The 22,377-nt window shown below is 70.0% G+C and carries 22 protein-coding genes and 1 pseudogene; 9 read left to right on the top strand and 14 right to left on the bottom strand.

Translation table 11 applies throughout. The features are described 5' to 3' along the window. Positions 1–20: 20 nt before the first annotated feature. Positions 21–1,940 (bottom strand): Stk1 family PASTA domain-containing Ser/Thr kinase, encoded by a 1,920-nt coding sequence (gene pknB / locus GC106_RS28495; protein ID WP_173136960.1) that lies wholly within the window; start codon positions 1,938–1,940, stop codon positions 21–23. Positions 1,941–2,050: 110 nt separating this feature from the next. Here pknB and GC106_RS48135 point away from each other — a divergent pair, with 110 nt between their 5' ends. Continuing rightward, complete coding sequence (locus tag GC106_RS48135; RefSeq protein WP_312872908.1) at positions 2,051–2,419, top strand: Rv2175c family DNA-binding protein; 369 nt, start codon at positions 2,051–2,053, stop codon at positions 2,417–2,419. Here GC106_RS48135 and GC106_RS28490 read toward each other — a convergent pair. From GC106_RS28490 to GC106_RS28470, 5 genes and pseudogenes are all read right to left on the bottom strand, one after another. After that, a pseudogene (locus GC106_RS28490) lies at positions 2,383–3,306 on the bottom strand (phytoene/squalene synthase family protein); the annotation flags it as partial. The gene GC106_RS48135 and the pseudogene GC106_RS28490 overlap by 37 nt on opposite strands. Further along, a complete protein-coding gene (gene mptB, locus GC106_RS28485) occupies positions 3,293–4,567 on the bottom strand; it encodes a polyprenol phosphomannose-dependent alpha 1,6 mannosyltransferase MptB (protein ID WP_173136956.1) in 1,275 nt (424 codons plus the stop codon). The pseudogene GC106_RS28490 and the gene mptB, both read right to left, overlap by 14 nt. Positions 4,568–4,584: 17 nt before the next feature. Continuing rightward, positions 4,585–5,955, bottom strand: coding sequence for a hypothetical protein (locus tag GC106_RS28480; RefSeq protein ID WP_173136954.1), 1,371 nt, complete (start codon positions 5,953–5,955; stop codon positions 4,585–4,587). Positions 5,956–6,019: 64 nt separating this feature from the next. After that, entirely contained in the window at positions 6,020–7,486 is a 1,467-nt protein-coding gene (gene crtI / locus GC106_RS28475) for a phytoene desaturase family protein (RefSeq protein WP_173137163.1), read from the bottom strand. After that, positions 7,483–8,553 carry a polyprenyl synthetase family protein gene (locus GC106_RS28470; protein ID WP_312872906.1) on the bottom strand — a complete coding sequence of 357 codons (1,071 nt, stop codon included), beginning with the start codon at positions 8,551–8,553 and terminating at the stop codon, positions 7,483–7,485. Before GC106_RS28470 ends, crtI begins: the two co-directional genes overlap by 4 nt. Before the next feature lie 69 nt (positions 8,554–8,622). Here GC106_RS28470 and GC106_RS28465 point away from each other — a divergent pair, with 69 nt between their 5' ends. Beyond that, positions 8,623–9,510: a methylenetetrahydrofolate reductase gene (locus tag GC106_RS28465; RefSeq protein ID WP_173136947.1), complete on the top strand. Its 888-nt coding sequence runs from the start codon at positions 8,623–8,625 to the stop codon at positions 9,508–9,510. Here the strand turns inward: GC106_RS28465 and GC106_RS28460 are convergent. Beyond that, positions 9,507–10,154 carry a DUF3153 domain-containing protein gene (locus GC106_RS28460; protein WP_173136945.1) on the bottom strand — a complete coding sequence of 216 codons (648 nt, stop codon included), beginning with the start codon at positions 10,152–10,154 and terminating at the stop codon, positions 9,507–9,509. The two genes, GC106_RS28465 and GC106_RS28460, sit on opposite strands and share 4 nt — an antisense overlap. A gap of 140 nt (positions 10,155–10,294) precedes the next feature. On the opposite strand from GC106_RS28460, the gene GC106_RS28455 reads away from it, so the two are divergent. Further along, positions 10,295–11,956 (top strand): DUF885 domain-containing protein, encoded by a 1,662-nt coding sequence (locus GC106_RS28455; protein WP_173136943.1) that lies wholly within the window; start codon positions 10,295–10,297, stop codon positions 11,954–11,956. Here GC106_RS28455 and GC106_RS28450 read toward each other — a convergent pair. From GC106_RS28450 to GC106_RS28435, 4 genes are all read right to left on the bottom strand, one after another. Beyond that, positions 11,915–12,526, bottom strand: coding sequence for a TetR/AcrR family transcriptional regulator (locus GC106_RS28450; protein ID WP_173136941.1), 612 nt, complete (start codon positions 12,524–12,526; stop codon positions 11,915–11,917). The two genes, GC106_RS28455 and GC106_RS28450, sit on opposite strands and share 42 nt — an antisense overlap. Further along, on the bottom strand, positions 12,526–13,521 hold the full coding sequence (locus GC106_RS28445) for an aldo/keto reductase (RefSeq protein WP_173136939.1): 996 nt from the start codon (positions 13,519–13,521) through the stop codon (positions 12,526–12,528). Before GC106_RS28445 ends, GC106_RS28450 begins: the two co-directional genes overlap by 1 nt. A gap of 349 nt (positions 13,522–13,870) precedes the next feature. Further along, positions 13,871–14,443 (bottom strand): GNAT family N-acetyltransferase, encoded by a 573-nt coding sequence (locus GC106_RS28440; protein WP_173136937.1) that lies wholly within the window; start codon positions 14,441–14,443, stop codon positions 13,871–13,873. A 1-nt stretch (position 14,444) separates the two neighbouring features. Beyond that, positions 14,445–14,957, bottom strand: a complete 513-nt coding sequence (locus GC106_RS28435) for a YbaK/EbsC family protein (RefSeq protein WP_173136935.1) — start codon at positions 14,955–14,957, stop codon at positions 14,445–14,447. A 198-nt stretch (positions 14,958–15,155) separates the two neighbouring features. Here GC106_RS28435 and GC106_RS28430 point away from each other — a divergent pair, with 198 nt between their 5' ends. The 4 genes from GC106_RS28430 (at position 15,156) to GC106_RS28415 (ending at position 18,484) form a co-directional block, all read left to right on the top strand. Then, positions 15,156–15,578: an SAV_6107 family HEPN domain-containing protein gene (locus tag GC106_RS28430; RefSeq protein WP_173136933.1), complete on the top strand. Its 423-nt coding sequence runs from the start codon at positions 15,156–15,158 to the stop codon at positions 15,576–15,578. Then, the gene (locus GC106_RS28425; RefSeq protein ID WP_173136931.1) at positions 15,575–16,354 is read left to right on the top strand and encodes a maleylpyruvate isomerase family mycothiol-dependent enzyme; all 780 of its coding nucleotides are present in this window, start codon (positions 15,575–15,577) and stop codon (positions 16,352–16,354) included. The genes GC106_RS28430 and GC106_RS28425 overlap by 4 nt, the downstream gene beginning before the upstream one ends. Before the next feature lie 83 nt (positions 16,355–16,437). Continuing rightward, positions 16,438–17,166 (top strand): VOC family protein, encoded by a 729-nt coding sequence (locus GC106_RS28420; protein ID WP_173136929.1) that lies wholly within the window; start codon positions 16,438–16,440, stop codon positions 17,164–17,166. 106 nt (positions 17,167–17,272) lie between these two features. Then, the gene (locus GC106_RS28415; RefSeq protein WP_173136927.1) at positions 17,273–18,484 is read left to right on the top strand and encodes a CynX/NimT family MFS transporter; all 1,212 of its coding nucleotides are present in this window, start codon (positions 17,273–17,275) and stop codon (positions 18,482–18,484) included. Here GC106_RS28415 and def read toward each other — a convergent pair. Together def and GC106_RS28405 are read right to left on the bottom strand one after the other, a co-directional pair. Continuing rightward, the gene (gene def / locus GC106_RS28410) at positions 18,478–18,987 is read right to left on the bottom strand and encodes a peptide deformylase (protein ID WP_173136926.1); all 510 of its coding nucleotides are present in this window, start codon (positions 18,985–18,987) and stop codon (positions 18,478–18,480) included. The genes GC106_RS28415 and def overlap by 7 nt on opposite strands. Next, on the bottom strand, positions 18,969–19,469 hold the full coding sequence (locus GC106_RS28405; RefSeq protein ID WP_173136924.1) for a winged helix-turn-helix domain-containing protein: 501 nt from the start codon (positions 19,467–19,469) through the stop codon (positions 18,969–18,971). The genes def and GC106_RS28405 overlap by 19 nt, the downstream gene beginning before the upstream one ends. A gap of 75 nt (positions 19,470–19,544) precedes the next feature. Here GC106_RS28405 and GC106_RS28400 point away from each other — a divergent pair, with 75 nt between their 5' ends. Together GC106_RS28400 and GC106_RS28395 are read left to right on the top strand one after the other, a co-directional pair. Next, on the top strand, positions 19,545–20,195 hold the full coding sequence (locus GC106_RS28400) for a GntR family transcriptional regulator (protein ID WP_173136922.1): 651 nt from the start codon (positions 19,545–19,547) through the stop codon (positions 20,193–20,195). After that, positions 20,192–21,184, top strand: coding sequence for a 1-aminocyclopropane-1-carboxylate deaminase (locus GC106_RS28395; protein ID WP_173136920.1), 993 nt, complete (start codon positions 20,192–20,194; stop codon positions 21,182–21,184). The genes GC106_RS28400 and GC106_RS28395 overlap by 4 nt, the downstream gene beginning before the upstream one ends. Here GC106_RS28395 and GC106_RS28390 read toward each other — a convergent pair. Further along, entirely contained in the window at positions 21,181–22,371 is a 1,191-nt protein-coding gene (locus GC106_RS28390) for an NAD(P)/FAD-dependent oxidoreductase (RefSeq protein ID WP_173137161.1), read from the bottom strand. The genes GC106_RS28395 and GC106_RS28390 overlap by 4 nt on opposite strands. Positions 22,372–22,377: the final 6 nt, after the last annotated feature.

The raw sequence follows: 22,377 nt of genomic DNA, 5'->3' as shown, positions 1-22,377 counted from the left end.
ATAACCACTCACGAGGTGGTTCAGCCGAAGAAGTCGACGCCGACGCGGACGGTCGAGCCCTTCTGCACGCGGGCCCCGGCGTTCGGGCCCTGGGCGAAGATCCGCCGGTTGCCGCGGTCGTTGCCGAAGGCGACCTCCAGTTTCAGGCCGAGCTTGTCGAGCTGGTCCCTGGCCTCGTTGAGCCGCTTGTTGCGCAGGTCGGGCACCGTGACGGCGTTCGAGACGAGCAGCGTGACCTTCTTGTCCTCGGCGACGGCGCCGGCCTCGGGGCTGGTGGAGATCACCCGTCCGCCGTCGACCCGCTCGTCGAACTGGGCACGGACGGTGGCCGTGTACCCGGCCTCCTCGACGAGCTGACGGGCCTCGGCCTCGGTTTTGCCGCGCACGTCCGGCAGCGGCTTCAACGGCGCGGGACCCTTGCTGAGGATCAACGTCACCGAGTCGCCGAGCTTGAGCTGCGTTCCCGGGCTGGGGGACACGGTCAGCACGGCGCCCTGGGGCACGTTGTTGTCGTACCTGTCCTCGTCCGCCGCCAGGCGTGCTTTCAGGTCCTGCTTCTTCAGCGCCTCTTCGACCGCCTGCACCGTGGCGCCGGGTTCGACCTCGGGCACGATCGGCGGGCCGGCCGAGACGTACACGTTCACCGCGGAGCCCGGCAGCAGCGTGCCGGTCGGCGGGTCGGTCCTGATCACCTTGTTGCGGTCGACCTTGTCGCTGCGGGACTCGAGCACCGTCGGCACGAGCTGGGCCTGTTCGATCTCGGCGACCGCGGTGGCCTTGTCCTTGCCCGCGACGTTCGGGATGGCGACCGGGTCGGGTCCGCTGGTCAGCAGGAACGTGGCGACGATCGCGACGACCGCCAGCACGGCCGCGGCGATGCCCCACTTCGGCACGGGGAAGCGCTTCCTCGGCGACGACGGGGAGGCCACCGGTTGCGGGCCGGTCGACGGGGGCTCACGGTCCAGGTCGGTGCGCAGCATGGCCCGCGTGCCTCGCGGTCCGGACACGCTGGCGACGGCAGGAGGCGCCTGGACGGGCACGGTCTGGACGGTCGCGTCGGCGGGCACGGACGGCATGGTCTTCATGCCGTGCGCCGAAGCGGGGATCGGCACGAGCGGGGCGCCGATCGCGTGCCGGACGCGCTCGACTTCGTGCAGGAACGCGCCTGCGTCGGCCGGACGGGCCATCGGGTCACGGCGGGTCGCGCGCAGTACGAGCTCGTCCAGCGCCTTCGGGATGCCGGGGGCGGACAGGCTCGGCGGAGGCACGTCGTCGTTCACGTGCCGGTACGCCACGGACAGCGGCGTGTCGCCGACGTACGGCGGCGTGCCCGTGAGCATCTCGTACAGCAGCACGCCCGCGGAGTACACGTCGCCGCGGGCGGTGGTCGCGCCTGTGGTCACCTGCTCCGGCGACAGGTACGCGACCGTGCCGAGGATGACGCTGTTGCTGGTGTTGTTCCCGCTGGCCATGGCCTTGACCAGGCCGAAGTCGCCGACCTTGACCACGCCGTTCTTGCCGATCAGCACGTTCTCCGGCTTGACGTCCCGGTGCACCAGGCCGTTCTGGTGCGCCGCGGCCAGCGCCGACAGCACCGGTTCGAGCACCGACAACGCCAGCGGCACGGTCAGCCGTCCGCGCTCGGTCAGCAGGTCACGCAAGGTGCCGCCGTCGACCAGCTCCATCACCAGGAACACGTGGTCCCCGTCGAAGCCCTGGTCGTGCACGGCGATCACGTTCGGGTGGTGCAGGCTCGCCGCGGCTCTCGCCTCGCGCTCGAACCGGTCGACGAACGACCGGTCCTCGGCGAACCGGTGATCCATCACCTTGATCGCCACCGGCCGCTCGAGCCGGGTGTCCATGCCACGGTAGACAGCCGACATACCGCCGCGGGCCAGCGGCGCGTCGACCCGGTAACGCTGCTCGAGCAACGTCGCCATTCCAAGCCCGCCTCTTTCCTGCACGTGTGCGATCGTACGGATCGGTTCGCCCCCTGTGGGTCGGCCTGCCTCATTTCTCATACGTCCGGCATGTGGCATCGTGTTCAGTCGTGAGTGCGATTCCCATTGCTGACGATGTGCTCGACCCAGCGGTGGAGGTGTTGACCCTGCGGGAGGTGGCCGACCGGTTCGACCGTCCGGTCAGCCGCGTTCAGCAGGCCCTGCGGGACCACCAGCTGATCGCGGTGCGCAGGAACGGCGAGCTGCTCGTCCCGGCGGTCTTCCTGACCGACGGCGACGAGGTGGTCAAGGGCCTGCCCGGGACGATCACCCTGCTGGTGGACTCGGGTTACTCGCCGAGCGAGATCCTGCGGTGGCTGTTCACCGCTGACGAGTCGCTGCCCGGCACGCCGATCGACGCGCTGCGGGGCGACCGGGGCCGGGAGGTCAAGCGCAGGGCCCAGGCCCTGGCGTTCTGACCGAGTGACGCCGCGGCGCCGGGCAGTGCGACCCGTAACCGCTGCCCGGTGGGGACGACCGCGCGCCGGTTGAGGATCGCGTAGTCCGCTGCCACGATCTCGTCGAGGATGCCCCGGTACAGCTTCGCGGCGGTGCTCACGCACGGCCGCGACCACGGCCGAAGCATCGCGATGCCCGGTTCGGCGCGGCGATAAATCGCCTCGGTACGAGCGACCATATGGGCGAGCGCCCTGCGTACGTACGGGTCGTGCTGTCCGGTCCGGCGGGCCCAACGCAGGCGGTCACGGTCGACGCCGAACGCGGCCAGTTCGTCCGACGGCAGGTACACGCGGCCACGGTCGAGGTCCTCGCCGACGTCCCGCAGGAAGTTGGTCAGCTGGAACGCCTCACCGAGCGCGGCGGCGTACGGCTCAGCCTCCTCACGCGGCGAGACCGTGCCCAGTACGGGAAGCATCTGCAACCCGATCACGCTCGCCGAGCCGTAGACGTACTCGGCGAGGTCGGCGTAGGTCGCGTACTCCTTGACGTGCAGATCCATCCGCATGGACGCGAGGAAGTCGGTGAACAGCCGCCGGTCGATCCGGTAGCGCCGGACCGTGTCGGCCAGGGCGCGCAGCACAGGCCGGCCGCCGTCCCACATGGTCCGCTCCAGGGCCAGCAACTCCATGGTCTGCTGCGCCTTCGGGAGCGTGCCGTCGACGATGTCGTCCGCGATCCGGGCGAAGCCGTACAGCGCGTGGACGGCCGGGCGGTCGGCGATCGGCAACAGCCGAGTGGCCAGGAAGTACGTCCGGCCGTGGCTGGCGTTGATGGCCTTGCTTTCGGCGTACGCGGCCCGCAGGTCAGGATCAGTGATCCCAGCCGCATCCAGCTCACGCGTACTCACGCCGTACCGTCCACCAGACGAAAACACCTGCTGCCGCGGTCAGCAGCACCCACCACCAGTTGTAGAGACCGGTATCCCCGTTGGGATAGTTGACAAGCACAAGCCACACCGAGATTCCCGCCACAATCGCCGGCCGGAGCGCGAATCCGGCGGCCAGGACCAGCGGCCATGTGAAGTACCACGGCATCGTGACCGACGACAGCAGCACGGTCGCCAGCAACGCCCAAGCGGCGGCGGAGATCGCCGCCGGGCCGCCGGACCGGCAACGGCCCCACAGCAGGACGACGATCCCGGCGAGCAGTCCCCAGCCGATGATCCGGGCGACCGGGATGATCCCGAACAGCTCGCCGATCCCGGTCGGGATCGACAGCCAGTGGATCAGCAGCGCGTTCCCGTCGAGCGCGCCCAGCCAACCCAGGTCGACGCCCGCGGCGAGCGTGCACAGCCCGAAAACGACGACAGTGACCAGTGCCCCGGCACCAGCGGCGGTGACAAAACCCCAGCGCTTCACCCGTGCCGCCCACACCCACACCAGGAACGGCAGCACGAGCCCGGCGGTCACCTTGATGCTCATCGCCAGCGCCACCACCGCGATGCCCGCGACATGCCTGCGGTCGAGCACGAGCAATGTCCCGGCGGCCAGGAAAGCGACCATCAACAGGTCGTTGTGCGGCCCGCCGGTCAGATGCACCAGCACCAACGGGTTCGCCACGCCGATCCACAACGCCTGCTCCGGCGTACCGCCCAGATGCCGTGCCAGGCCGGGCAACGCCGCGCACAGCAGCACGAGACCGCTCGCGATCACGACCTTGGTCACGAAAGCCGCCACCACGACGTTGGGCCCGACCACCGCGACGATGCTCTTCATCAGCAGGATGAACAGCGGTCCGTACGGCGAAGGCGTGTTCTCCCACACCCAGCTGACCCGATCGGTCAGTGGACTGTCCAATCCGGACGGCCCGACGGTGTACGGGTCCAGCCCGGCGTGCGCGATGGCGCCCTGCGCCAGGTAGATGTACACGTCCTGGCTCAGGATCGGCAGCGGCACGAGCAGCGGCACCGCCCAGACACCGATCGCCGTCAGGATCTGCCGCTTGTCACACGTCCGAAGCCGCAGCCACGCCCACACGAAAGCCGCGACGCCCACGTAGAACACGACCCGGCCACCGGGCACGAACGTGCTCGCACCGATCGCGGCCGAGCCGACGAACCCGAGCGCGACCGTCAGCCGGTGCTGCGTGGGGGAAGGAGCGAGGACCATGGCGGCGCCAGCGTAGGTCAACACCCGACCCACTGGGCAGGCGGGCACGAACCGGCCCGGCCACGGTATGCGTCGACCAGCTGGCGGGCCAAAGCGTGCGCGGAGGCCGGGTCGCCGGTCGCGGCGACCTCCTCGGCGACACAGTCGGCCTTACCGCTCGCCTTGCAGTATTTCAGCTGGTCATCGGCGATCCTGCGCCACTCGGGGCCGGTCGAGACGCCGTACTTCCAGATGTGCTTGTCGTCCTTGCCCGCGCTGTCGCGGATCACGTACACGTGCTGGTTGCCCTGCGGGTTGGCGACCGGTGTCTCCGCCGACGTCGCCAATGTGCGCAGCTCGGTCGGGTCAGGCGGGGTGATCAGCGCCATAGCCGTCCATTCGGCGCCGTACGGATGCTGCCCGGCCACGGATTGCGCGCGGCGGTAGAACTGTGTCCACTGCGGCGAGGCGAGCGTGCACGTCGCACTGCCTGCCTGGTTGGGTTGCAGCGGCCCCACCCGGCTCTCGCAGGAGCCGATGACGGCGCCGGCTCCGGTCCAGGTCGCCTTGACCGCCACGCGGATCGGCTGCTTGCCCGTGTTGGTCAGCTCGACCACGATCGCGCAGCTGGTCGCGCCGCAGTTCTGGAACCTGTGCGCGCCCTGCCTGACGCCGGTGAACGGGTCGTAGGCGGTGTCGAGTTCGGCCGTTCTCGCGGCGAGGTCGCGGTAGAGCGCGGCCATGTCGGCGGTCGCGTCCGTGACGCTGAACGCCAGGTCACGCACCTTGGTCGGGTCCGTCTTGCCCGACTTGGTCAGGTCGAACCGGACCAGCCCGTGCGGCGGGTTCACCCCGAGGTAGAGCACGCCGGTGTCGGTCGGCACCTCCAGGACTTCCTGACCGGCGACCTTGGTGCGTTTGACGGCATCCGGCGCCTGGCCGCCGACGGGTCTGCCGAACAGCGCGGGCAGCGTCTCGGTGTCGAAGATCCGCTCGATGTCCACGCCGAGCAGCACGCCGGGCGCCTTCACCCACCGGTCGGCCACGGTCGGCGCGGTCGAGTCCGGCACACCGGAGAGCTTGAGCCAGAAGTCCAGCCCGGCCTTGAGGTACAGCGTGTGGCCGACCACGAGGACCGCGGCGGGCAGCCCGTTGACCGAAAGGTCGCCGATGGCCTCGCCCGCCTTGGTGACCGTGACCTTCATGGTCACCGTGTCGCCCGCGGGGGCGGTCAGCGAACCGTTGTAGTGCACCGCGCCCGCGCTTCTGAGGTCCACAATGGACTGGTCGACCGCGTCGGTCGTGACGATGCGCGGCGGCGGGGGGCCGTTGGGCGACGGCTCGTCCCCGGTGCACCCGGAAGACAGCAGAACCGCCACCGCGAGGATGCCGATTCGGTGCCGTGTCACGGCATCAACGTTAGTTGACTACGGGCTGCAGTCGGACTCCACGGCCCAGTCCGGCACATATTCGCTACCTTCCGGTGATTCTCTGGGCGGCGAGGCGTCCGGAGATCACGACAGGCGGGATGCCGACGCCAGGAGTCGTGCCGCAGCCCGCCAGCACGGCGTTGTCCACGCCGGAAACCAGGTTGCGCGGCCGGAACGGGCCGGTCTGCCGGAACGAGTGCGCCAGCGAGAACGGCGTGCCCGCGCCCATGCCCCGCGCTTCCCACTCGGCCGGTGTGACCAGCTCCTCGACCTCGATCGACTCGCCGAACCCGGTCAGGCCGCGCCGCTCCAGCACGCCGACCAGCTCGTCGCGGTACGCGGGCCCGACCCGGGGCCAGTCGATCCGGGACGTCCGCAGATTCGGGCACGGCGCCAGCACCTGGACCACCTCACGGCCTTGCGGGGCGAGCGCCGGATCGGTCGCGGTCGGCCTCGTGACCAGCAGGGACGGGTCGCTCATCAGCGTGCCGCGCCGGGTGATCTCGTCGAACGTCCGGTCCCACGCGTCGCCGAAGAAGATCGTGTGATGGCCGAGCGAGTCCCACGACCGGTTCACGCCCGCGTGCAGGACCACGGCCGACGGCGACCACTGCAGCGGCACCACACGGCGGGACGGCAGACCCAGCAACCCGCGGGCGACGGGCAGATCGGGCGTCAGGACCACCGCGTCACAAAGAATCCGCTCACCCGATGTGGTGCGCACGGCCGTCACGCGGGAACCCACGCGCTCCAGCCATGCGGCGCCGCAGGAGTACCGCACGTCAGCGCCCGCCTTCGAGGCCGCCTGCGCCATGTGTTCGGCGACCGCGGCCACACCGCCACGCGGGAACCACACGCCCGCGATGGTGTCCATGTACGCGATCACCGCGTACGCCGCCAAAGCCCGCCGCGGCGGCACACCCGCGTAGAGCGACTGGAACGAGAACAACCGGCGCAACCGGTCGTCCGACAGGTGCTTGGCGATCGCGGGCCCGAGCCGCCCGAACCCGCCGAGCGCGATCAGGCTGGCCAGTCGTGAACCGAGCAGGTCGAGCGGTGAGTCGAAGTTCGCGCCGATGAACGAGTCCCGCTCGACGCGGTACAGCTCGGACAGCCATCGCCGCAGCTCACGGTAGCCGAGAGCGTCCTTCGGGCCGGCTGCCCGGCGGATCTCGTCCTCCATCGCCGCGGCGTCGGAGTGCACGTGGATCGTGCTGCCGTCGGCGAAATGCGCCCGGTAGGCCGGATCGAGCTTGACCAGGTCCAGCATCGGCGCCCCGACCCGCGCCAGCGCGTCCTCGATCAGCTCGGGCATGGTCAGCACGCTCGCGCCCGAATCCACGGTGTAGTCGCCGATCCGCGTCCGGCCCGCGCGTCCGCCGGGCGTCGGCGCGGTTTCCAGCAAGGTGACCTGGCGCCCGGCCCCGAGCAGGTGCAGCGTGCAGGACAGGCCGGCGAGCCCGGCGCCGACCACGACGACGTGATCAGTCCGGCCGGTGACGGTTCTCAGTGGTTCCTCCTGGTCGCGGCCACCGCGAGCTCGGCGAGCCGGTCGCCCGCGGGCTCGGCGAGGTCGGTCGACGTCAACGCCCGCATCGCGGTCGACGTCAACGCCTCGATCCTGTGCTCGACAGCGTCCACGGCACCGGACTCGACCAGCACCGCACGCGCCCGGTTGACGTCGTCGCCGGTGAGGTCCTGACGGCCCAGGCAGTCCCGCAGCACGGCCGCGCCCGCCTCGGTCGCCCGCCGCAGACCGAGTGCCACGAGCAGGGTCCGCTTGCCTTCCCGCAGGTCGTCACCGGCGGGCTTGCCGGTCACCTCGGTGTCGCCGAACACGCCGAGCAGGTCGTCCCGCAGCTGGAACGCCACGCCGATGTCCGCGCCGAACGCCCGCAGCCGCTCGATCACCTCAGGGTCGGCGCCGGCCAGCGTGGCGCCCATCTGCAGCGGCCGCTCCACGGTGTACGCGGCGGTCTTCATCCGCGCCACCCGTAGCGCCGCCTCCGGCGACTCGTCGCCCTCGACCTGCGTGAGGATGTCCAGGTACTGGCCCGCGAGCATCTCCGAGCGCATCGCCTGCCACGGCTCGCTGGCCGCCGCGATCCGGGTGGCCGAGACACCCGAGCCGTAGAACATGTCGTCCGCCCAGGCCAGCGCGATGTCGCCGAGCAGGATCGCGGCCGCCATGCCGAACCGGTCCGAGGGCCCCAGCCAGCCCCGCTCCCGGTGCAGCCGCTCGAACGTCACGTGCACGGTCGGCGAACCCCGTCGCACGGCGGAGGCGTCCATCAGGTCGTCGTGCACGAGAGCACACGCCTGGATCAGCTCGAGACCACTGACCGCACGCAGTACGGCCGGAGCGTCCGGCTGGCCGCCCGCGCCCCGCCAGCCCCACCACGCGAAGGTCGGCCGGATGCGTTTGCCGCCCCGCAGGATGAACTCGACCAGGGCGTCGAGAGCGTCCGCGAGCTCCTGGGTCAGGCTGGCCATTGTGGACTGTTTGGCCGCCAGGTACTCCGTCAGAGTGAGTTCGACGTGGGCTCGGACGGACTCGTCGATGGTGGTCGGGTGCACCCCTCCATAGTGCGTCCAGGCTCGGTTGGCCGACGCGGCGGGGTCGCCGATCCCGATAGGATTTTGGTCATGACGTCCGTACTGGAGCGCATCCATATCGGCCGAGCGACGTTCTCCGTCGAGTTCATGCCGCCCCGAGACGACGCCGACGAGCAGATCCTGTGGCGCTCGATCCGCGAACTCGAAGGCCTGGACCCTGCGTTCGTCTCGGTGACGTACGGTGCGGGCGGATCCCGCCGCGACCGCACGATCCGGACGACCGGGCGAGTGGCCAGGGAGACCACGCTGGTGCCGATGGCGCACCTGACCGCGGTCGACCACTCCGTGGCCGAGCTGCGCAACGTCATCGGCTGGTACGCGGCCGTGGGCGTGCGCAACGTGCTCGCGCTGCGCGGCGACCCGCCGGGCGACCCGATGGGGGAGTGGGTCAAGCATCCGCAGGGCCTGAGCTACGCCGAGGACCTCGTGCGCCTGGTGCGGGAGCTGGGCGAGTTCTGCGTGGGTGTGGCCGCGTTCCCGTACGGGCACCCGCGCTGCACGGACGTGGAGATGGACGCCGACCGGCTGGTGAGCAAGCTGCGCGCGGGCGCGGACTTCGCGATCGGCCAGCTGTGCTACTCGGCGGAGGACTTCCTGCGGCTGCGTGACCGGGTGGCCGCGCGCGGCTGTGACGCCCCGATCCTGCCCGGTGTGATGCCTCTCACCACCCCGAAGATGCTGAGCAAGACGGTGGAGCTGTCCGGCGCGCCCGTGCCGCCGCACATCGCGGCCCGGCTGGAGCCGCTGGCGGACGACCCGAAGGCGTTCCGTGCCGAGGGCATCGATGTGGTGACGGAAATGTGCCAGCAGTTGCTCGCCGAGGGCGTGGACGTGCTGCACTTCTACACGTTCAACCGGGCGAAGGCGACGAAAGAGGTGCTCGGCAGGCTGGGACTGGTGCCCAGCCGCACTGCCTAGACGTACTCCGACATCTGTTCCTTGCGCCTGTTGCGCCGGTGTGTGTACAGCGCCAGGGCCAGCACGATCAACGCCGTGCCCACGGCTCCGGCGCCCACCAAAAGCACCCACCGGGTCCACGACAGTCCGGTGTCGGCGTTGTACTGCGAGGTCGCGGTGATGTCGGTGATCCGGCCGGGGGTGAGCTTCCACGAGATGTTGTTGTCCATCTCCAGGATGCCGTTGGTCTTGCCGACCGGGCCGGGGAAGGCGATCTTGAGCTGCACGTCGACGCCGTCCTGCCGCAACTGGCTCAGGTCGGCCACCCCGGCCAGCGACACGATGTCGCCGGACCGCCGGAAGTTCAGCTTGTAGCGGCTGGCCACCGAGCTGATCGACTCGCTGAGCGTGCGCAGCTGGTCGAAGCTGAGCCGGGTGAACCGCACGGTCTGCCCGACGTAGCCGTCCGCCTTGTACGGCTCCATGGTGACCTGGCTGGACAGCTCGGCCGGGACGGTCAGCTGCGGGCCGATCTCCTCGGGCTTGACCTGGACGGTGCCGATCTCCAGGGTGCCGGAGATCAGGTCGTGGGCGTCGATCGCCATCGCCGCGCGCACCCGCACGCAGCCGCTGAGGGCGAACGCCAGCACGAGCAGTAGGGGCACGGCAGCCCACCGGCGGGCTGAACGGCGGGCAGCGTGGTGCACGCGGCCACTATGCCAGTCGTGCCCACCGGCAGTCATGTCCAGCCTTTTGCGAAATCCGGCGGGTTCGGGGCACAACCCCAGCGGGTACCGTCCGGACCATGGCCAACCACACTGCGGGGGTCCACGAGGCGAGTGACCGTTTCGTGGACGAGTACGCCACCCTTGACCCGATCTCCGCCGACTACGCCGGGCTCACCGGCTACGAGTCGGAGATGACCGACTTCTCCCCTGACGGCTACCGGGAACGCGCCCGGCTGGCGGCCCGCGCGGTGCGGCAGATCGAGGCACTGGAGCCGGCCGACGACTCGGAGCGGGCCGCCAAGGCGCACTTCCTCGAACGTGTCGGGCTCGAAGTGGAGTTGCACGAGGCCGGCCTGGACATCGGCAACCTCAACGTGATCGCCAGCTCGGTGCAGAACGTCCGCGCGGTCTTCGACCTGATGCCGACCGGGACCGAGCAGCAGTGGGCCGACATCGGCACGCGGCTGGCCAAGGTGCCCGACGCGGTCGAGGGCATCAAGGCGAGCCTGCTGCACGCCGCGGACAACGGCAGACTGGCCGCACTACGTCAGGTGACAAAGGTCGCTGAGCAGTGCGAGACGTGGTCGGGCGCCCACGGTGACTCGTTCTTCGCGACGCTGGTGAAGGACGCGCCCGAGAACGTCCGGCTGGAGGCGCCCGCGCGGGCGGCCTCCGAGGCGTACCGGGAACTGGCGCGTTTCCTGCGCGAGGACGTCGCCGACAAGGCGCCGAAGAAGGACGCTGTCGGCGAGGACGTCTACGAGGTGTGGTCGCGGTACTTCCTCGGCGCGAAACTCGACCTGCACGAGGCCTACGAGTGGGGCTGGGACGAGTTTTTCCGCGTGGAGAAGGAGATGACCGCGGTCGCCGAGCGGATCAAGAAGGGCGCGACCCTGGCCGAGGCGGCCGCCGCGCTGGACGCCGACCCGCGCTACCGCATCCAGGGCCGCCGTCAGTTCGAGCAGTGGATGCAGCAGTTGTCCGACGCGGCACTGGCCGAGCTGCGCGGCGTGCACTTCGACATCCCGGATCCGTTGATGCGGCTGGACTGCCGGATCGCGCCGGACGGCGGTGGCGCGGGCGCGTACTACACCGGCCCGAGCGACGACTTCTCCCGTGCCGGCGCGATGTGGTGGTCGCTGCCCCCGGGCCGCGAGGAGTTCAGCACCTGGCGTGAGGTGTCCACTGTGTACCACGAGGGCGTTCCCGGGCATCACCTGCAGATCGCCACCGGCGTGTACCAGGCCGAGTCGCTCAACCGCTACCAGCGGCTGTTCGGCTGGGTGTCCGGGCACGGCGAAGGCTGGGCGCTGTACGCGGAACGGCTGATGCAGGAGCTCGGCTACCTGACCGACGACGGCAACCTGATGGGCATGCTGGACGCGCACCAGTTCCGGGCCGCCCGGGTGATCATCGACATCGGCATGCACCTGGAGCTGGAGATCCCCCAGGGCGCCGGGTTCCACGACGGCGAGCGGTGGACGCCCGACCTGGGCCTCGAGTTCATGCTGACCCGCACGATCTCCGACGCCGCGCTCGTGCCGGACGAGATCGACCGGTACCTCGGCTGGCCGGGACAGGCACCGTCGTACAAGCTCGGCGAGCGCTACTGGTTGCAGCTGCGCGACGAGGCGCGCCGCCGCGACGGGGAAGCCTTCGACTCCAAGGACTTCCACATGCGCGCGCTGCGCCTGGGCTCAATGGGGCTGGACAACCTCGCGGCCGGGCTGCGCGGTTAGGCTCGTCAGGATCAGGACGCAGACGGCATCGAAGGCCTGGTCGATGCCGTCCCGCGTCCAGTCGCCCGAGTAGGCCGGGTCGTGGAACCGGGCGGTGGCGTCGAAAACGGCACGCGCGGTCCGGTCGACGTCCTCGATCGGCGCGAACTCACCGGCTGCCACGCCGTCCCGCAGGATCCGGGCGATCTCCCCGGTCAGGTCGGCGATGTGATCGGCGACCACCGTGCTGTTCTCCACCACCAGCGCGGTGAACGTGGCGAACAGTTCGGGATCGTCCAGGACCTTGTGCCGCTTGGTGTCGAACAGGGTCGCCAGCCAGTTGCGCAACCGTTCGGGCGCGGGCAGATCCGCGCCAGCGGCTTTCGCGACCGGCGCGTGCGAGCGGTGTAACCATTGCCGCGTCACGGCTTCCCGGAGCGCGGCCTTGCTCGGGAAGTGCCGGTACACGCTGCCGTGGCTGACGCCCAGCGCGCGGGCGACGTCGACGACGGTCGCCTTGCTCGGGCCGAAGCGGCGCAGGACGTCCTGCGCCGCATCGAGGATCTGCTCCGCCGTCAGGGTTTCCGCCATCAGCGCTCGCTGTCCAGGGTCCGCATCTGGGCGGGCGCGTACCGCTCGCCCGCGGCCGCGTCGCTCGGCACGGTCTTCTCGATCACAGCGAGATCTTCCTCGGACAGGCCGACGTCCAGCGCTCCGGTCGCCTCGGCGAGCCGGTCCCGTCTGCGGGCACCGACCAGCGGCACGATGTCTTCACCCCGCGACAGTACCCAGGCGATCGCGATCTGGGCGACGGACACCGACTTCTGGCCGGCGATCTCCCGCAACGCCTCGACCAGCGTGAGGTTGTGGGCCAGGTTCTCGCCCTGGAACCGCGGGCTGTGCGCGCGGAAGTCGGTGGGCGCGTTCGTCCGGTCCTTCGTCCAGTGGCCGGACAGCAGGCCGCGCGAGAGCACGCCGTACGCGGTCAGGCCGATGCCCAGTTCCCGCAGGGCCGGCAGGATGTTCTCCTCGACGCCACGGCTGATCAGCGAGTACTCGATCTGCAGGTCGGCGATCGGGTGCACGGCGTTGGCCCGGCGGACGGTCTCGGCGCCGACCTCGGACAGGCCGATGTGCCGGACGTAGCCGGCCTGGACCATCTCGGCGATCGCGCCGACCGTGTCCTCGATCGGGACGTTCGGGTCGAGCCGTGCGGGCCGGTAGATGTCGATGTAGTCGGTGCCCAGCCGGCGCAGCGAATAGGCGAGGGCCGTCTTCACGCCGGTGGGGCTGGCGTCGTAGCCGAGCCACTGGCCGTCCGGGCCGCGCTGGGCGCCGAACTTCACGCTGATCACGACGTCCTCGCGGACACGGTCGCGCAGCGCGCGGCCGATCAGCATCTCGTTGTGGCCCATGCCGTAGAAGTCGCCGGTGTCGATCAGCGTGATGCCGCTGTCGAGCGCGGCGTGGATGGTCGCGACGCTCTCGGTCTCGTCGGCCGGTCCGTACATGTCGGACATGCCCATCGCGCCGAGTCCCAGCTCGGACACCTCGGGGCCGGTCGTGCCAAGTCGACGGTTGCGCACTGGATCTCCTCCTGTGTTCGGGGTCGACTCAAGTATGCGCGTTGCGATGACAGATTTCAATATCTGTCAGTCAAGCGATCGCGGCACGTATCCAACCACTTTCGGAGCGTTACGCCAGGCGAACCATCCCATCCGGTGAAATTCGATGTTCTTCCAGGTCAGAACGGGCGGCGGTGCTTACCATCGACGTGGCGCGGATCTTCGCCGGGAACCCGCCAACGGCATTGGGCCAGACCGCGGTCGCGCCGCCCACCGCCGCCGCGGTTATCGGTTCCGCCCGCGCTGCCCGCGCCACGGCCCTAAGAGCGCGGCGGAACCCCCTCGTGGGTGGCGTGCTTCGGCAAGCCACTCACGAGGGCGTCATCGGAAGCTGACGCCCCAGCACGGCGAACGGCCGTGGGTCCCCGGTGAACCGGTAGTTGCGCAGCACGTCGACGAAGCCAACCCGGCGGTACAGGCTCCACGCCCTGGTCTTGCCTTCCGGCGTGGACAGCAGCACGCGGTCCTGCGGCACGCCGTCCAGCAGCATCCGCAACAGCCGCTCGCCGGTGCCCCTGCCCTGGCTGTCCGGCCGGACGTGCAACTCGGTCAGCTCGAAATAGTCGCGCATCCACTCGTCGGCGACGCCGGGACCGGCCAGTTCGAGCACCCCGCGGCGGACCTGCTCGTGCCACCACTGGCCGGGAGCGCCCTTGTAGCCGTAGCAGATCCCGGTGAGCTCGTCGTTCTGGTCCAGCGCCGCGACACAACGCCACCCCTCGCGCAGCATGTGCGCCAGCCACATGGGCGCTCGTTGTTCAGCGGTTCCCTTCGGATAGCCCATGGCCGTGATGTACAGGCCTAAGGCCTCGTAGAGCCGCGCCCGCAACGCGTCGGCCGACAGCTCGACGAGCTGGCTTCTGTGCGATGGCACCGCGGTCACGTCAGGAATCATCCTCCACGCTTCGAACGTCCGTGGCCGTCCCCCCGGTGAGGGCGAGCAGCTGCTCGAACGTAGTGGGATATACGGATTTAGGGTGCCCAGCCGCCGCCCAAACCACGTCATATGTCGCCAGATGGTTGTCCACGAGCGTCCGGATGCGCCTCGGGTGACCAGACGGGGCCACGCCGCCGATCGCCTGGCCGGTGTTCGCCCTGACGAAGGCGGGGTCCGCCTTGTCGATCCGGTCCGCACCGACGAGTCGCGCGACGCGGCCGGTGTCCGCCCGGTGCGCGCCTGACGTCAGGACGAGCAGCGGCTCGACGGTGTCCCCGTGCGCGGCCCGGAAGATCAAGCTGTTGGCGATCGCGCCGACCTCGACACCCAGCGCGTTCGCCGCCGCGGCGGCGGTGCGCACCTCGTCGTCGAGGAATCGGATCCCGTGGGCGGATTCGGTCTGGCCGGCCTCGAGCAGGGCGGCGGTGAACTTGGCGACGGCCGGATGGTCGGTGGTCACCCCGTAATCACACCATGACCAGGGTTGAAGCAGCTTGAGCGGCTGCCGTCGCCCAGGTAGACTCGAACACGTGTTCGAAATCGAACACGACTGCCCGGTGGTGGGGCGGGGGAAGCGCCTCGCCACCGGGCCCACCGGCTTCCCCACGGTGGATTCGGCGCGGCCGCCTGGTCGCGCCGAGGGACGTGAGGAGGCCTGATGTCAACCAGAGTCGACTTCCCAAGCTCCCCCTCGCGTCGAGGCAACCGTTCCTGGGCCTCGGGATCACCGGCTTCACTGCTGCGCCAGGCCGAATGCGGCATCGCGGCGGCGGAGGCGGAGACCGAACCCGCCGAGCGGTTCACTCAGGCGTATCTGTCCGCGCTACGAGCGGCCGCCGCGATGCTCGCGCACCGCGGCCGTCCGCACCGGGGCCGCGCCCGCCCCACCAGTGCGTGGACGTTGTTGTCGTCGGTCGCGCCCGAGCTTCGGGAATGGTCCGCGTTCTTCGCGGCCCACTCGCGAACGCGGGCGGCGGTGCAGGCCGGCCGGGTCCGGCTGGTCAGCGCTCGTTCGGCCGACGACCTGGTCAGGCAGGCGGGTGTGTTCATCGGTCTGATCGCCCGGGTCGTCCCGGGGTGAGCGGTAAGGCACTGTTCGATCAGGCACGACTGCTGGACGTCCTGGAGATCGAGGCCACGGTGCTGGCCGAGACGGTTGACGGGGCGAGAGAGGACCTGAGAATCCCGAACTGTCCGGGCCTGACCGTCGGGGAAACGGCCAGGCACGTGGGCAGTGTGTACCGGATGGCGCTGGAGTGGATGCGGACCGGGGACGCCCCCGAGACGTGGCAGCGTCAGCCGGGGCCGTTCCAGTCGTCGCGGGACTACGTGATCAGCGGCGTGCGTGAGCTGGTCGACGAACTCGCCCGGCACGACCCGGCGGAGCCGTGCTCCACCTGGTGGGCGGCGGATTCGACGTACGGTTTCTGGCGCCGCCGGATGGCGCACGAGACCGTGGTCCACCGGATGGACGTCCAGGCGGCGCTGGACCGGCCGGTCGGCGAGATCGCTGACGACCTCGCCGTCGACGGCGTCGACGAGGTCCTCACGCTCTGGTTCGGCCATCGCCTGACAGTCCAGGGCGTCGTCGGCGCGCGGGACGGCACGGTCGCCGTCCGGACCGGCGGCAGAGCATGGCTGGTCCGTGTGACAACGGGGGGCGTCGGCGCGTGGCGCGTCCCCGGTTCGGACATCGACCGGGCCGACATCGGCCGGATCGACGCCGAAGTCACCGGGCCGCCGGCGAACGTGTACCGCTACCTGTGGGGCCGGCTCGGTGAACGAGCCGTCACCCGGGAAGGAGATTTCGACGCGATCAACCAGATGTGGGCACTGATGCGGCTCGCGACCCGCTGACGTGCCCGAAGGGCCGCCGAGCGGGCCGGGCCGGCGGCCCTGCCCGCCCGTCGGATGTCGGTGCCCGCTGCTAGCTTGCGGGCATGGCTACCAGACTGGAGAACGTCATCTTCCACACCGCGAACCCGGAGGCTCTCGCCGAGTTCTGGTCGCGGCTGGTGGGCTGGCCGGTCGTGGCCGAGCACGGCGAGATCGACGTCCGTGCGCCCGAGTCCCAGGGCTGGCACCTTGACCTGGTGTTCGACCGGGACGACCAGCCGAAGGTGGTCCAGAACCGCGTCCATCTCGACCTGGCCAGCGCCACGCCCGCCGACCAGGCCGAGATCATCGAACGAGCGAAGGGCCTCGGGGCCAAGCCGATCGACATCGGCCAGCGGGACGTGCCGTGGGAGGTGATGGCCGACCCGGACGGCAACGAGTTCTGCGTCCTGGAGCCCCGCGAGGTCTACCAGGACGCCGGTCCGATCGCGGCGATCGTCGTCCAGTCGGTCGACGCCGGTGCCCTCAGCCGGTTCTGGCGCGACGCGACCGGATGGAACCTGACCGCCAAGCCCCATGGCGAATTCGCGTTGCGGGCGCCCAACGGCCGGGGCCCGTGGCTGGAGTTCCTGACCGGGCACCCGCCCAAGACGGTCATGAACCGGCTGCACCTCGATGTCCGCCCGCACGCAGGCGACGCCCAGCAGGCCGAGGTGGACAGGCTCCGCCGGTCCGGCGCCAGGCCGATCGACATCGGCCAGGGGGATGTGCCGTGGGAGGTGATGGCCGATCCTGAGGACAACGAGTTCTGTGTCCTGACGCCGCCGCGCTAGCGGAAGCTGGGTAGCCGACAAACTGCTCACAACGCGTCATTGGCCGATCGTCGACAGATACGTAGGATGATCCGTCGGCGACGATCTGGACCAAGTGGGCGGTGACATGAGCGCTGACGTGAGCACGATCAGCGATCGGGTGGCGGACGCCCGGATGACAACCGCGCGACGGGTGCTGCTCATCGCCGGGATTCTCCTGGTGGCCGCCAACCTGCGAGGCGCGTTGACCGCGGTCGGCCCGCTGATGGAGACGATCAGGCGCTCGGAAGGGCTCAGCGCGGGACAGGCGGGCCTGCTCAGCGCGCTGCCGCTGCTGACCTTCGCGGTGTTCTCGCCGCAGGTGCCCAAAGTGGCCCGCCGGGTCGGCATGGAGCGGCTGACCTGGTACGCCCTGCTGACCCTTGCGGCCGGGATCGTCCTGCGGTCCGTGCCGGTGACCGGACTGCTCTGGCTGGGCACGGTGCTGCTGGGCATGGCCATCGCGGTGGGCAACGTGTTGCTGCCCGCGCTGCTCAAGCGGGACTTCCCGGACCGGGTGGCGCCGATGACGAGCCTCTACTCCGTCACCATGGGGGTCGTCGGCGCTCTGGTGTCCGGGCTCGCGGTGCCGCTGGCCGGCGTGCTGCCGGGCGGCTGGCGCATGGCCCTGGGCTGCCTCGCCGGGCTGGCCCTGATCGGGTTCGCGGTCTGGGCTCCGCAGGCACTCGGCCGTCAAGCACAACCGGTCGTACCGACGGTGGACGCTGCCGGCGCGCCGTGGCGCTCCGCGCTGGCGTGGCAGGTGACGGCGTACATGGGCCTGCAGTCGTTCGGCTTCTACATCGTGCTCGCGTGGTTCCCGGCGATCATGAACGACAACGGGATCAGCGAGGAGAACAGCGGCTGGCTGCTGCTGCTCCTGCAGGTGCTCGGAGTGACCATGAGCGCCGCGATCCCGTTGGTGGCCAACAAGATGCGCGATCAGCGGCTGCTGGCGACAGGTGGTTCGCTGATGAGCCTCTGCGGGTACGCGGGCATGCTCGTGGCACCCGGACTGGCCGTGCTCTGGGCCGTGGTCGTCGGCCTGGCCAGTGGGATCTGCTTCGTGCTCGCCCTGCTGTTCTTCACCCTGCGAGCCGCGGATTCCTTTGGCGCGGCGGCGCTTTCCGGCATGGCGCAGTCGATCGGCTACCTCTTCGCGACCACCGGCCCGGTCCTTTTCGGAGCCCTGCACGACTGGACGCACGGCTGGTCACTGCCGCTGGCCGTGCTGATGGCCGCGGCGCTGGCGCAGGCGGCCGTGGGCCTCGGCGCGGGCCGCGCCCTCACGGTTCACTGACCGTTCCCGCGCCAGAACCACCGGGATTCCCGGGCTTTGCGCATGGCCTCCCTGCGGACCTCGGGATCCAGCCGGTCGAGGTAGAGCTTGCCGTCCAGATGGTCCACCTCGTGCTGCAGGCAACGTGCCAGTTCCTTGGTGCCGGTGACCGAGATCGGCTTGTTCTTGACGTCGACGCCTTTCACGGTCGCCTCCGCGGCACGCCGTGTCGGGAACCACAACTCCGGCACGGACAAGCAGCCTTCCGGGCCTTCCTGCGTCTCCTCGGACAGGTCGACCAGGTGCGGATTGACCACGTACCCGTGCAGCCCGCCGACGTTGTAGCTGAACACCCGCAGCCCGACGCCGATCTGCGGTGCGGCCAGACCGGCACGGCCCGGCAGTAACACTGTGTCCATCAGGTCGTCGACGAGCGCTTTGAGCTTGCGGTCGAAGTGGGTGACCGGGTCGGCGGGGGTGGTGAGGACCGGGTCGCCAAGGTATCTCAACTCTCGGACGGCCATGTCGTCTCCTGTTCGACGGGGAGCAAGGGGAACAACCGGGCAACCGCGGCGACGGGCCTGGCGGCCGGGCTGACCTCCCGGGTGGCGTACCGGGCGAGCACCGCCCGGATCTGCGCGCCCACTTCGGCCAGTTCCCCGGGTTCGAGGAAGAGCACCGAACTGAAGGCGTCGTCGGTCGACCAGTCGGCCGGAGCGCTGTCCTTGTGCTGCAGCCAGCGCTGATAGCCCTCGTCCTCCAGCTCGCGGGCCAGCAGGCCGAGGTCGGGCCCGTCCGGCTGACCGGCCAGCCGCCACGGCCGGGCTCGGCCGTCGGTCGTGGCGGCCTCCTCAACGTAGCCGTACCGCGCGAGCTGGCGCAGGTGGAACGAGCACAGTCCCGAGCTGAAGCCCAGGGCCTGCGCGGCCTGGGTCGAGGTCACGGTGTCCCGCTCACGCAGCAGCGCGAGCAGCGCGGCGCGAATCGGATGGTCCGGTGGGGGCACTTTGCAAAGTCTACTCTTTGCAAACCTTTCGTGCCAGTGAAGAGGCCCCTTGACCTCGGCTGTTAGCCTAGTGAAATGCAATATATTGGTCGGCTCGACCGGGCTCTGCTCAGCGATCAGGCGCTCAGTGCCATCCGGCGTGCGATCGTCGCGGGCGAACTGGCTCCGGGCACACCGGTCAAGGACGTCGAGCTGGCCGCGCAGATGGGTCTGTCCCGCACACCGGTCCGGGAGGCGCTCGCCCGGCTGGCCGACGAAGGCTTGATCGAGACCAAGCCGCACAGCTACACCCGCGTGACTCAATTGGACTCGGCCGCGGTCCGCGACGCGCACGCGGTGGTGCAGTCGATGCACGGGCTGGCCACGCGTCTCGCCGTCCCGAAGCTCACCCCGCGGCACCTCGACGCGATGCGTGCGGCCAACTTGAGGTTCGCGTCGGCGGTCGACGCGAGCGCGTTGGAGGACGCGATCGCGTGCGACGACGCGTTCCACGACGTCCTGGTGCAGGCGAGTGAGAACCGTGCGGTCGCCGCGACGATCCAGCGGTACACGCCGTTGCTGCACCGCGCTATCTACCTGTACCTGGGTTCACCGTTGGGGCGTGACTCGGCACCGATGCACGAGCGGATCATCGCCGCCTGCGAAGCGGGCGACGCGAGCCTGGCCGCTGACCTCGCCGAGCGCAACTGGGCGACTTTGGCCGTGTTGTTGAAGGAGAAAACGTGACACTGGAGAACTTCGCCCGCTACCCCCTGCTGTTCGGCCCGTCGCCGATTCACCCGCTCGAACGCCTCACCACACATTTGGGTGGAGCTCGACTGTGGGCCAAGCGTGAGGACGGAAACTCGCCACTTGCCTTTGGCGGCAACAAAACCCGCAAACTGGAGTACCTCGTCGCCGACGCGATCGCCACCGGCTGCGACACGCTCGTGTCCATCGGGGGCGTGCAGTCCAACCACACCAGGCAAGTCGCCGCGGCCGCCGCTCGTGCGGGCCTGAAATGCGTTCTGGTGCAGGAGAAGTGGGTGGACTGGACCGACCCGGGCTACGCCACCACCGGCAACATCCAGCTGAGCCGCCTGATGGGCGCCGACGTCCGGCTTGACCCGTCCGGGTTCAGCATCGGCATCAGGGAATCGTGGCAGCGCGCGATCGACGAGGTCCACGCGAGTGGCGGCAAGCCGTACTCGATCCCGGCGGGCGCCTCGGACCACCCGCTCGGCGGCCTCGGCTTCGCCGGCTGGGCGGCGGAAGTACGCCGCCAGGAAGCCGAACTGGGTGTTTTCTTCGACACGATCGTGGTCTGTTCGGTCACCGGCAGCACACAGGCCGGGATGGTCGCCGGTTTCGCGGGCGACCGCAGGGTGATCGGCATCGACGCGTCGGCCAAGCCCGCGGAGACGCGGGACGCGGTCACCCGGATCGCCCGGCGGACCGCCGAACTGGTCGGAACGTCCATCTCGGACGACCACATCGAACTGGACGAGCGTTACCACGCCGGCACGTACGGAATTCCGGACGACCGGACGATCGAGGCGATGAAACTCGCGGCCCGGACCGAGGCGATGATCACCGATCCGGTCTACGAGGGCAAGTCCATGGCCGGGATGATCGACCTGGTCGCCTCCGGGGAGATCGCGAAGGATTCCACGGTGCTGTACGCGCACCTCGGCGGGCAGCCCGCGTTGAACGCGTACAGCACGCTGGAGTTCTAGATCTCCTCGAGCGGGACCTCCGGGTCGGCCAGCCGATCCGGGTCGACCTGCCTGCCGGCCCGGATCAGTGCCTTGACGGGGTCGACCACGTCCCAGATGTTGACGTTCATCCCGGCCAGGACACGGTTGTCCTTGAGCCAGAACGCGATGAACTCGCGGCCCGGCTTGTCGCCCCGGAACACCACGCGGTCGTACCCGGTGATGTCGCCGATGTACTCCATGCCCAGGTCGTACTGGTCGGTGTAGAAGTACGGCAACTCGTCGTAGGCCGCCGACCCGCCGAGCATCCCGGTCGCGGCCACGGCGGGCTGGTTGAGCGCGTTCGCCCAGTGCTCGACGCGGACCCGCTTGCCCAGCCCGGGGTTTTCGGCGTTGGCGATGTCGCCTGCCGCGAAGATGTCGGGGTCGGACGTGCGCAGCGAGGCGTCCACGAGCACGCCGTTGTCCACCTCCAGCCCCGCCGCCTTGGCCAGGGAGACGTTCGGGGCCGCGCCGATGCCGACCAGCACGGCGTCGGCCTCCACGACCGTGCCGTCCACGAGGCCGACGCTCTTGGCGCCGACCTGGTCGACCTCGATGCCCAGGCGCAGGTCCACGCCGTTGGCGCGGTGCAGATTCGCGTACACCTCAGCGACCTCCGGCCCGACCGCGGCCAGCAACGGCTGCGTCGCGGCTTCCAGGACGGTCACCTCGACGCCCGCGTTGCGCGCCGCGGCCGTGACCTCCAGGCCGATCCAGCCCGCGCCGATCACGATCAACCGGGACGAGTTGACGATCGCCGCCTTGATCCGTTCCGAGTCGCCGATCTTGCGCAGGTACAGCGCATCCTCGGCACCCGGGAACTCACGCGGGCTGGATCCGGTGGCCAGCAACAGTTTCGCGTACTCGACGGACGAGCCGTCGGACAGTCGTACCTGGTGCGCGGCGCGATCGATGGCGGTGGCGGACACGCCGAGCCGCAGGTCCACGTCGTTCTCGGCGTACCAGTCCGGCCCGTGCACGAACACGCTGTCGCGTTCGGCCTTGCCCTGCAAGTAGTCCTTCGACAGCGGCGGTCGTTCGTAGGGCCGGTCCCGCTCGTCGGTGACGAGCACGATGTCGCCGTCGAATCCCTGGTCCCGCAGCGCTTCCGCGCCTTTGGCCCCGGCAAGGCCGCCGCCGACGATGACGAAGGTGGTCACGCGAATTCCTCC

The organism is Kibdelosporangium persicum (genome assembly GCF_013280595.1).
Taxonomy (GTDB): domain Bacteria; phylum Actinomycetota; class Actinomycetes; order Mycobacteriales; family Pseudonocardiaceae; genus Kibdelosporangium; species Kibdelosporangium persicum.
Note: the sequence above shows the minus strand (reverse complement) of the source record. Positions and strands in the feature narration are given on the sequence as shown.

What these genes read in the sequence shown, in the direction of transcription:
- pknB (WP_173136960.1), bottom strand. Translation starts at nt 1,940, where the DNA reads ATGGCGACGTTGCTCGAGCAGCGTTACCGGGTCGACGCGCCGCTGGCC.
- mptB (WP_173136956.1), bottom strand. Translation starts at nt 4,567, where the DNA reads ATGGTCCTCGCTCCTTCCCCCACGCAGCACCGGCTGACGGTCGCGCTC.
- GC106_RS28465 (WP_173136947.1), top strand. Translation starts at nt 8,623, where the DNA reads ATGACGTCCGTACTGGAGCGCATCCATATCGGCCGAGCGACGTTCTCC.
- GC106_RS28455 (WP_173136943.1), top strand. Translation starts at nt 10,295, where the DNA reads ATGGCCAACCACACTGCGGGGGTCCACGAGGCGAGTGACCGTTTCGTG.
- GC106_RS28450 (WP_173136941.1), bottom strand. Translation starts at nt 12,526, where the DNA reads ATGGCGGAAACCCTGACGGCGGAGCAGATCCTCGATGCGGCGCAGGAC.
- GC106_RS28430 (WP_173136933.1), top strand. Translation starts at nt 15,156, where the DNA reads ATGTCAACCAGAGTCGACTTCCCAAGCTCCCCCTCGCGTCGAGGCAAC.
- GC106_RS28420 (WP_173136929.1), top strand. Translation starts at nt 16,438, where the DNA reads ATGGCTACCAGACTGGAGAACGTCATCTTCCACACCGCGAACCCGGAG.
- GC106_RS28415 (WP_173136927.1), top strand. Translation starts at nt 17,273, where the DNA reads ATGAGCGCTGACGTGAGCACGATCAGCGATCGGGTGGCGGACGCCCGG.
- def (WP_173136926.1), bottom strand. Translation starts at nt 18,987, where the DNA reads ATGGCCGTCCGAGAGTTGAGATACCTTGGCGACCCGGTCCTCACCACC.
- GC106_RS28400 (WP_173136922.1), top strand. Translation starts at nt 19,545, where the DNA reads ATGCAATATATTGGTCGGCTCGACCGGGCTCTGCTCAGCGATCAGGCG.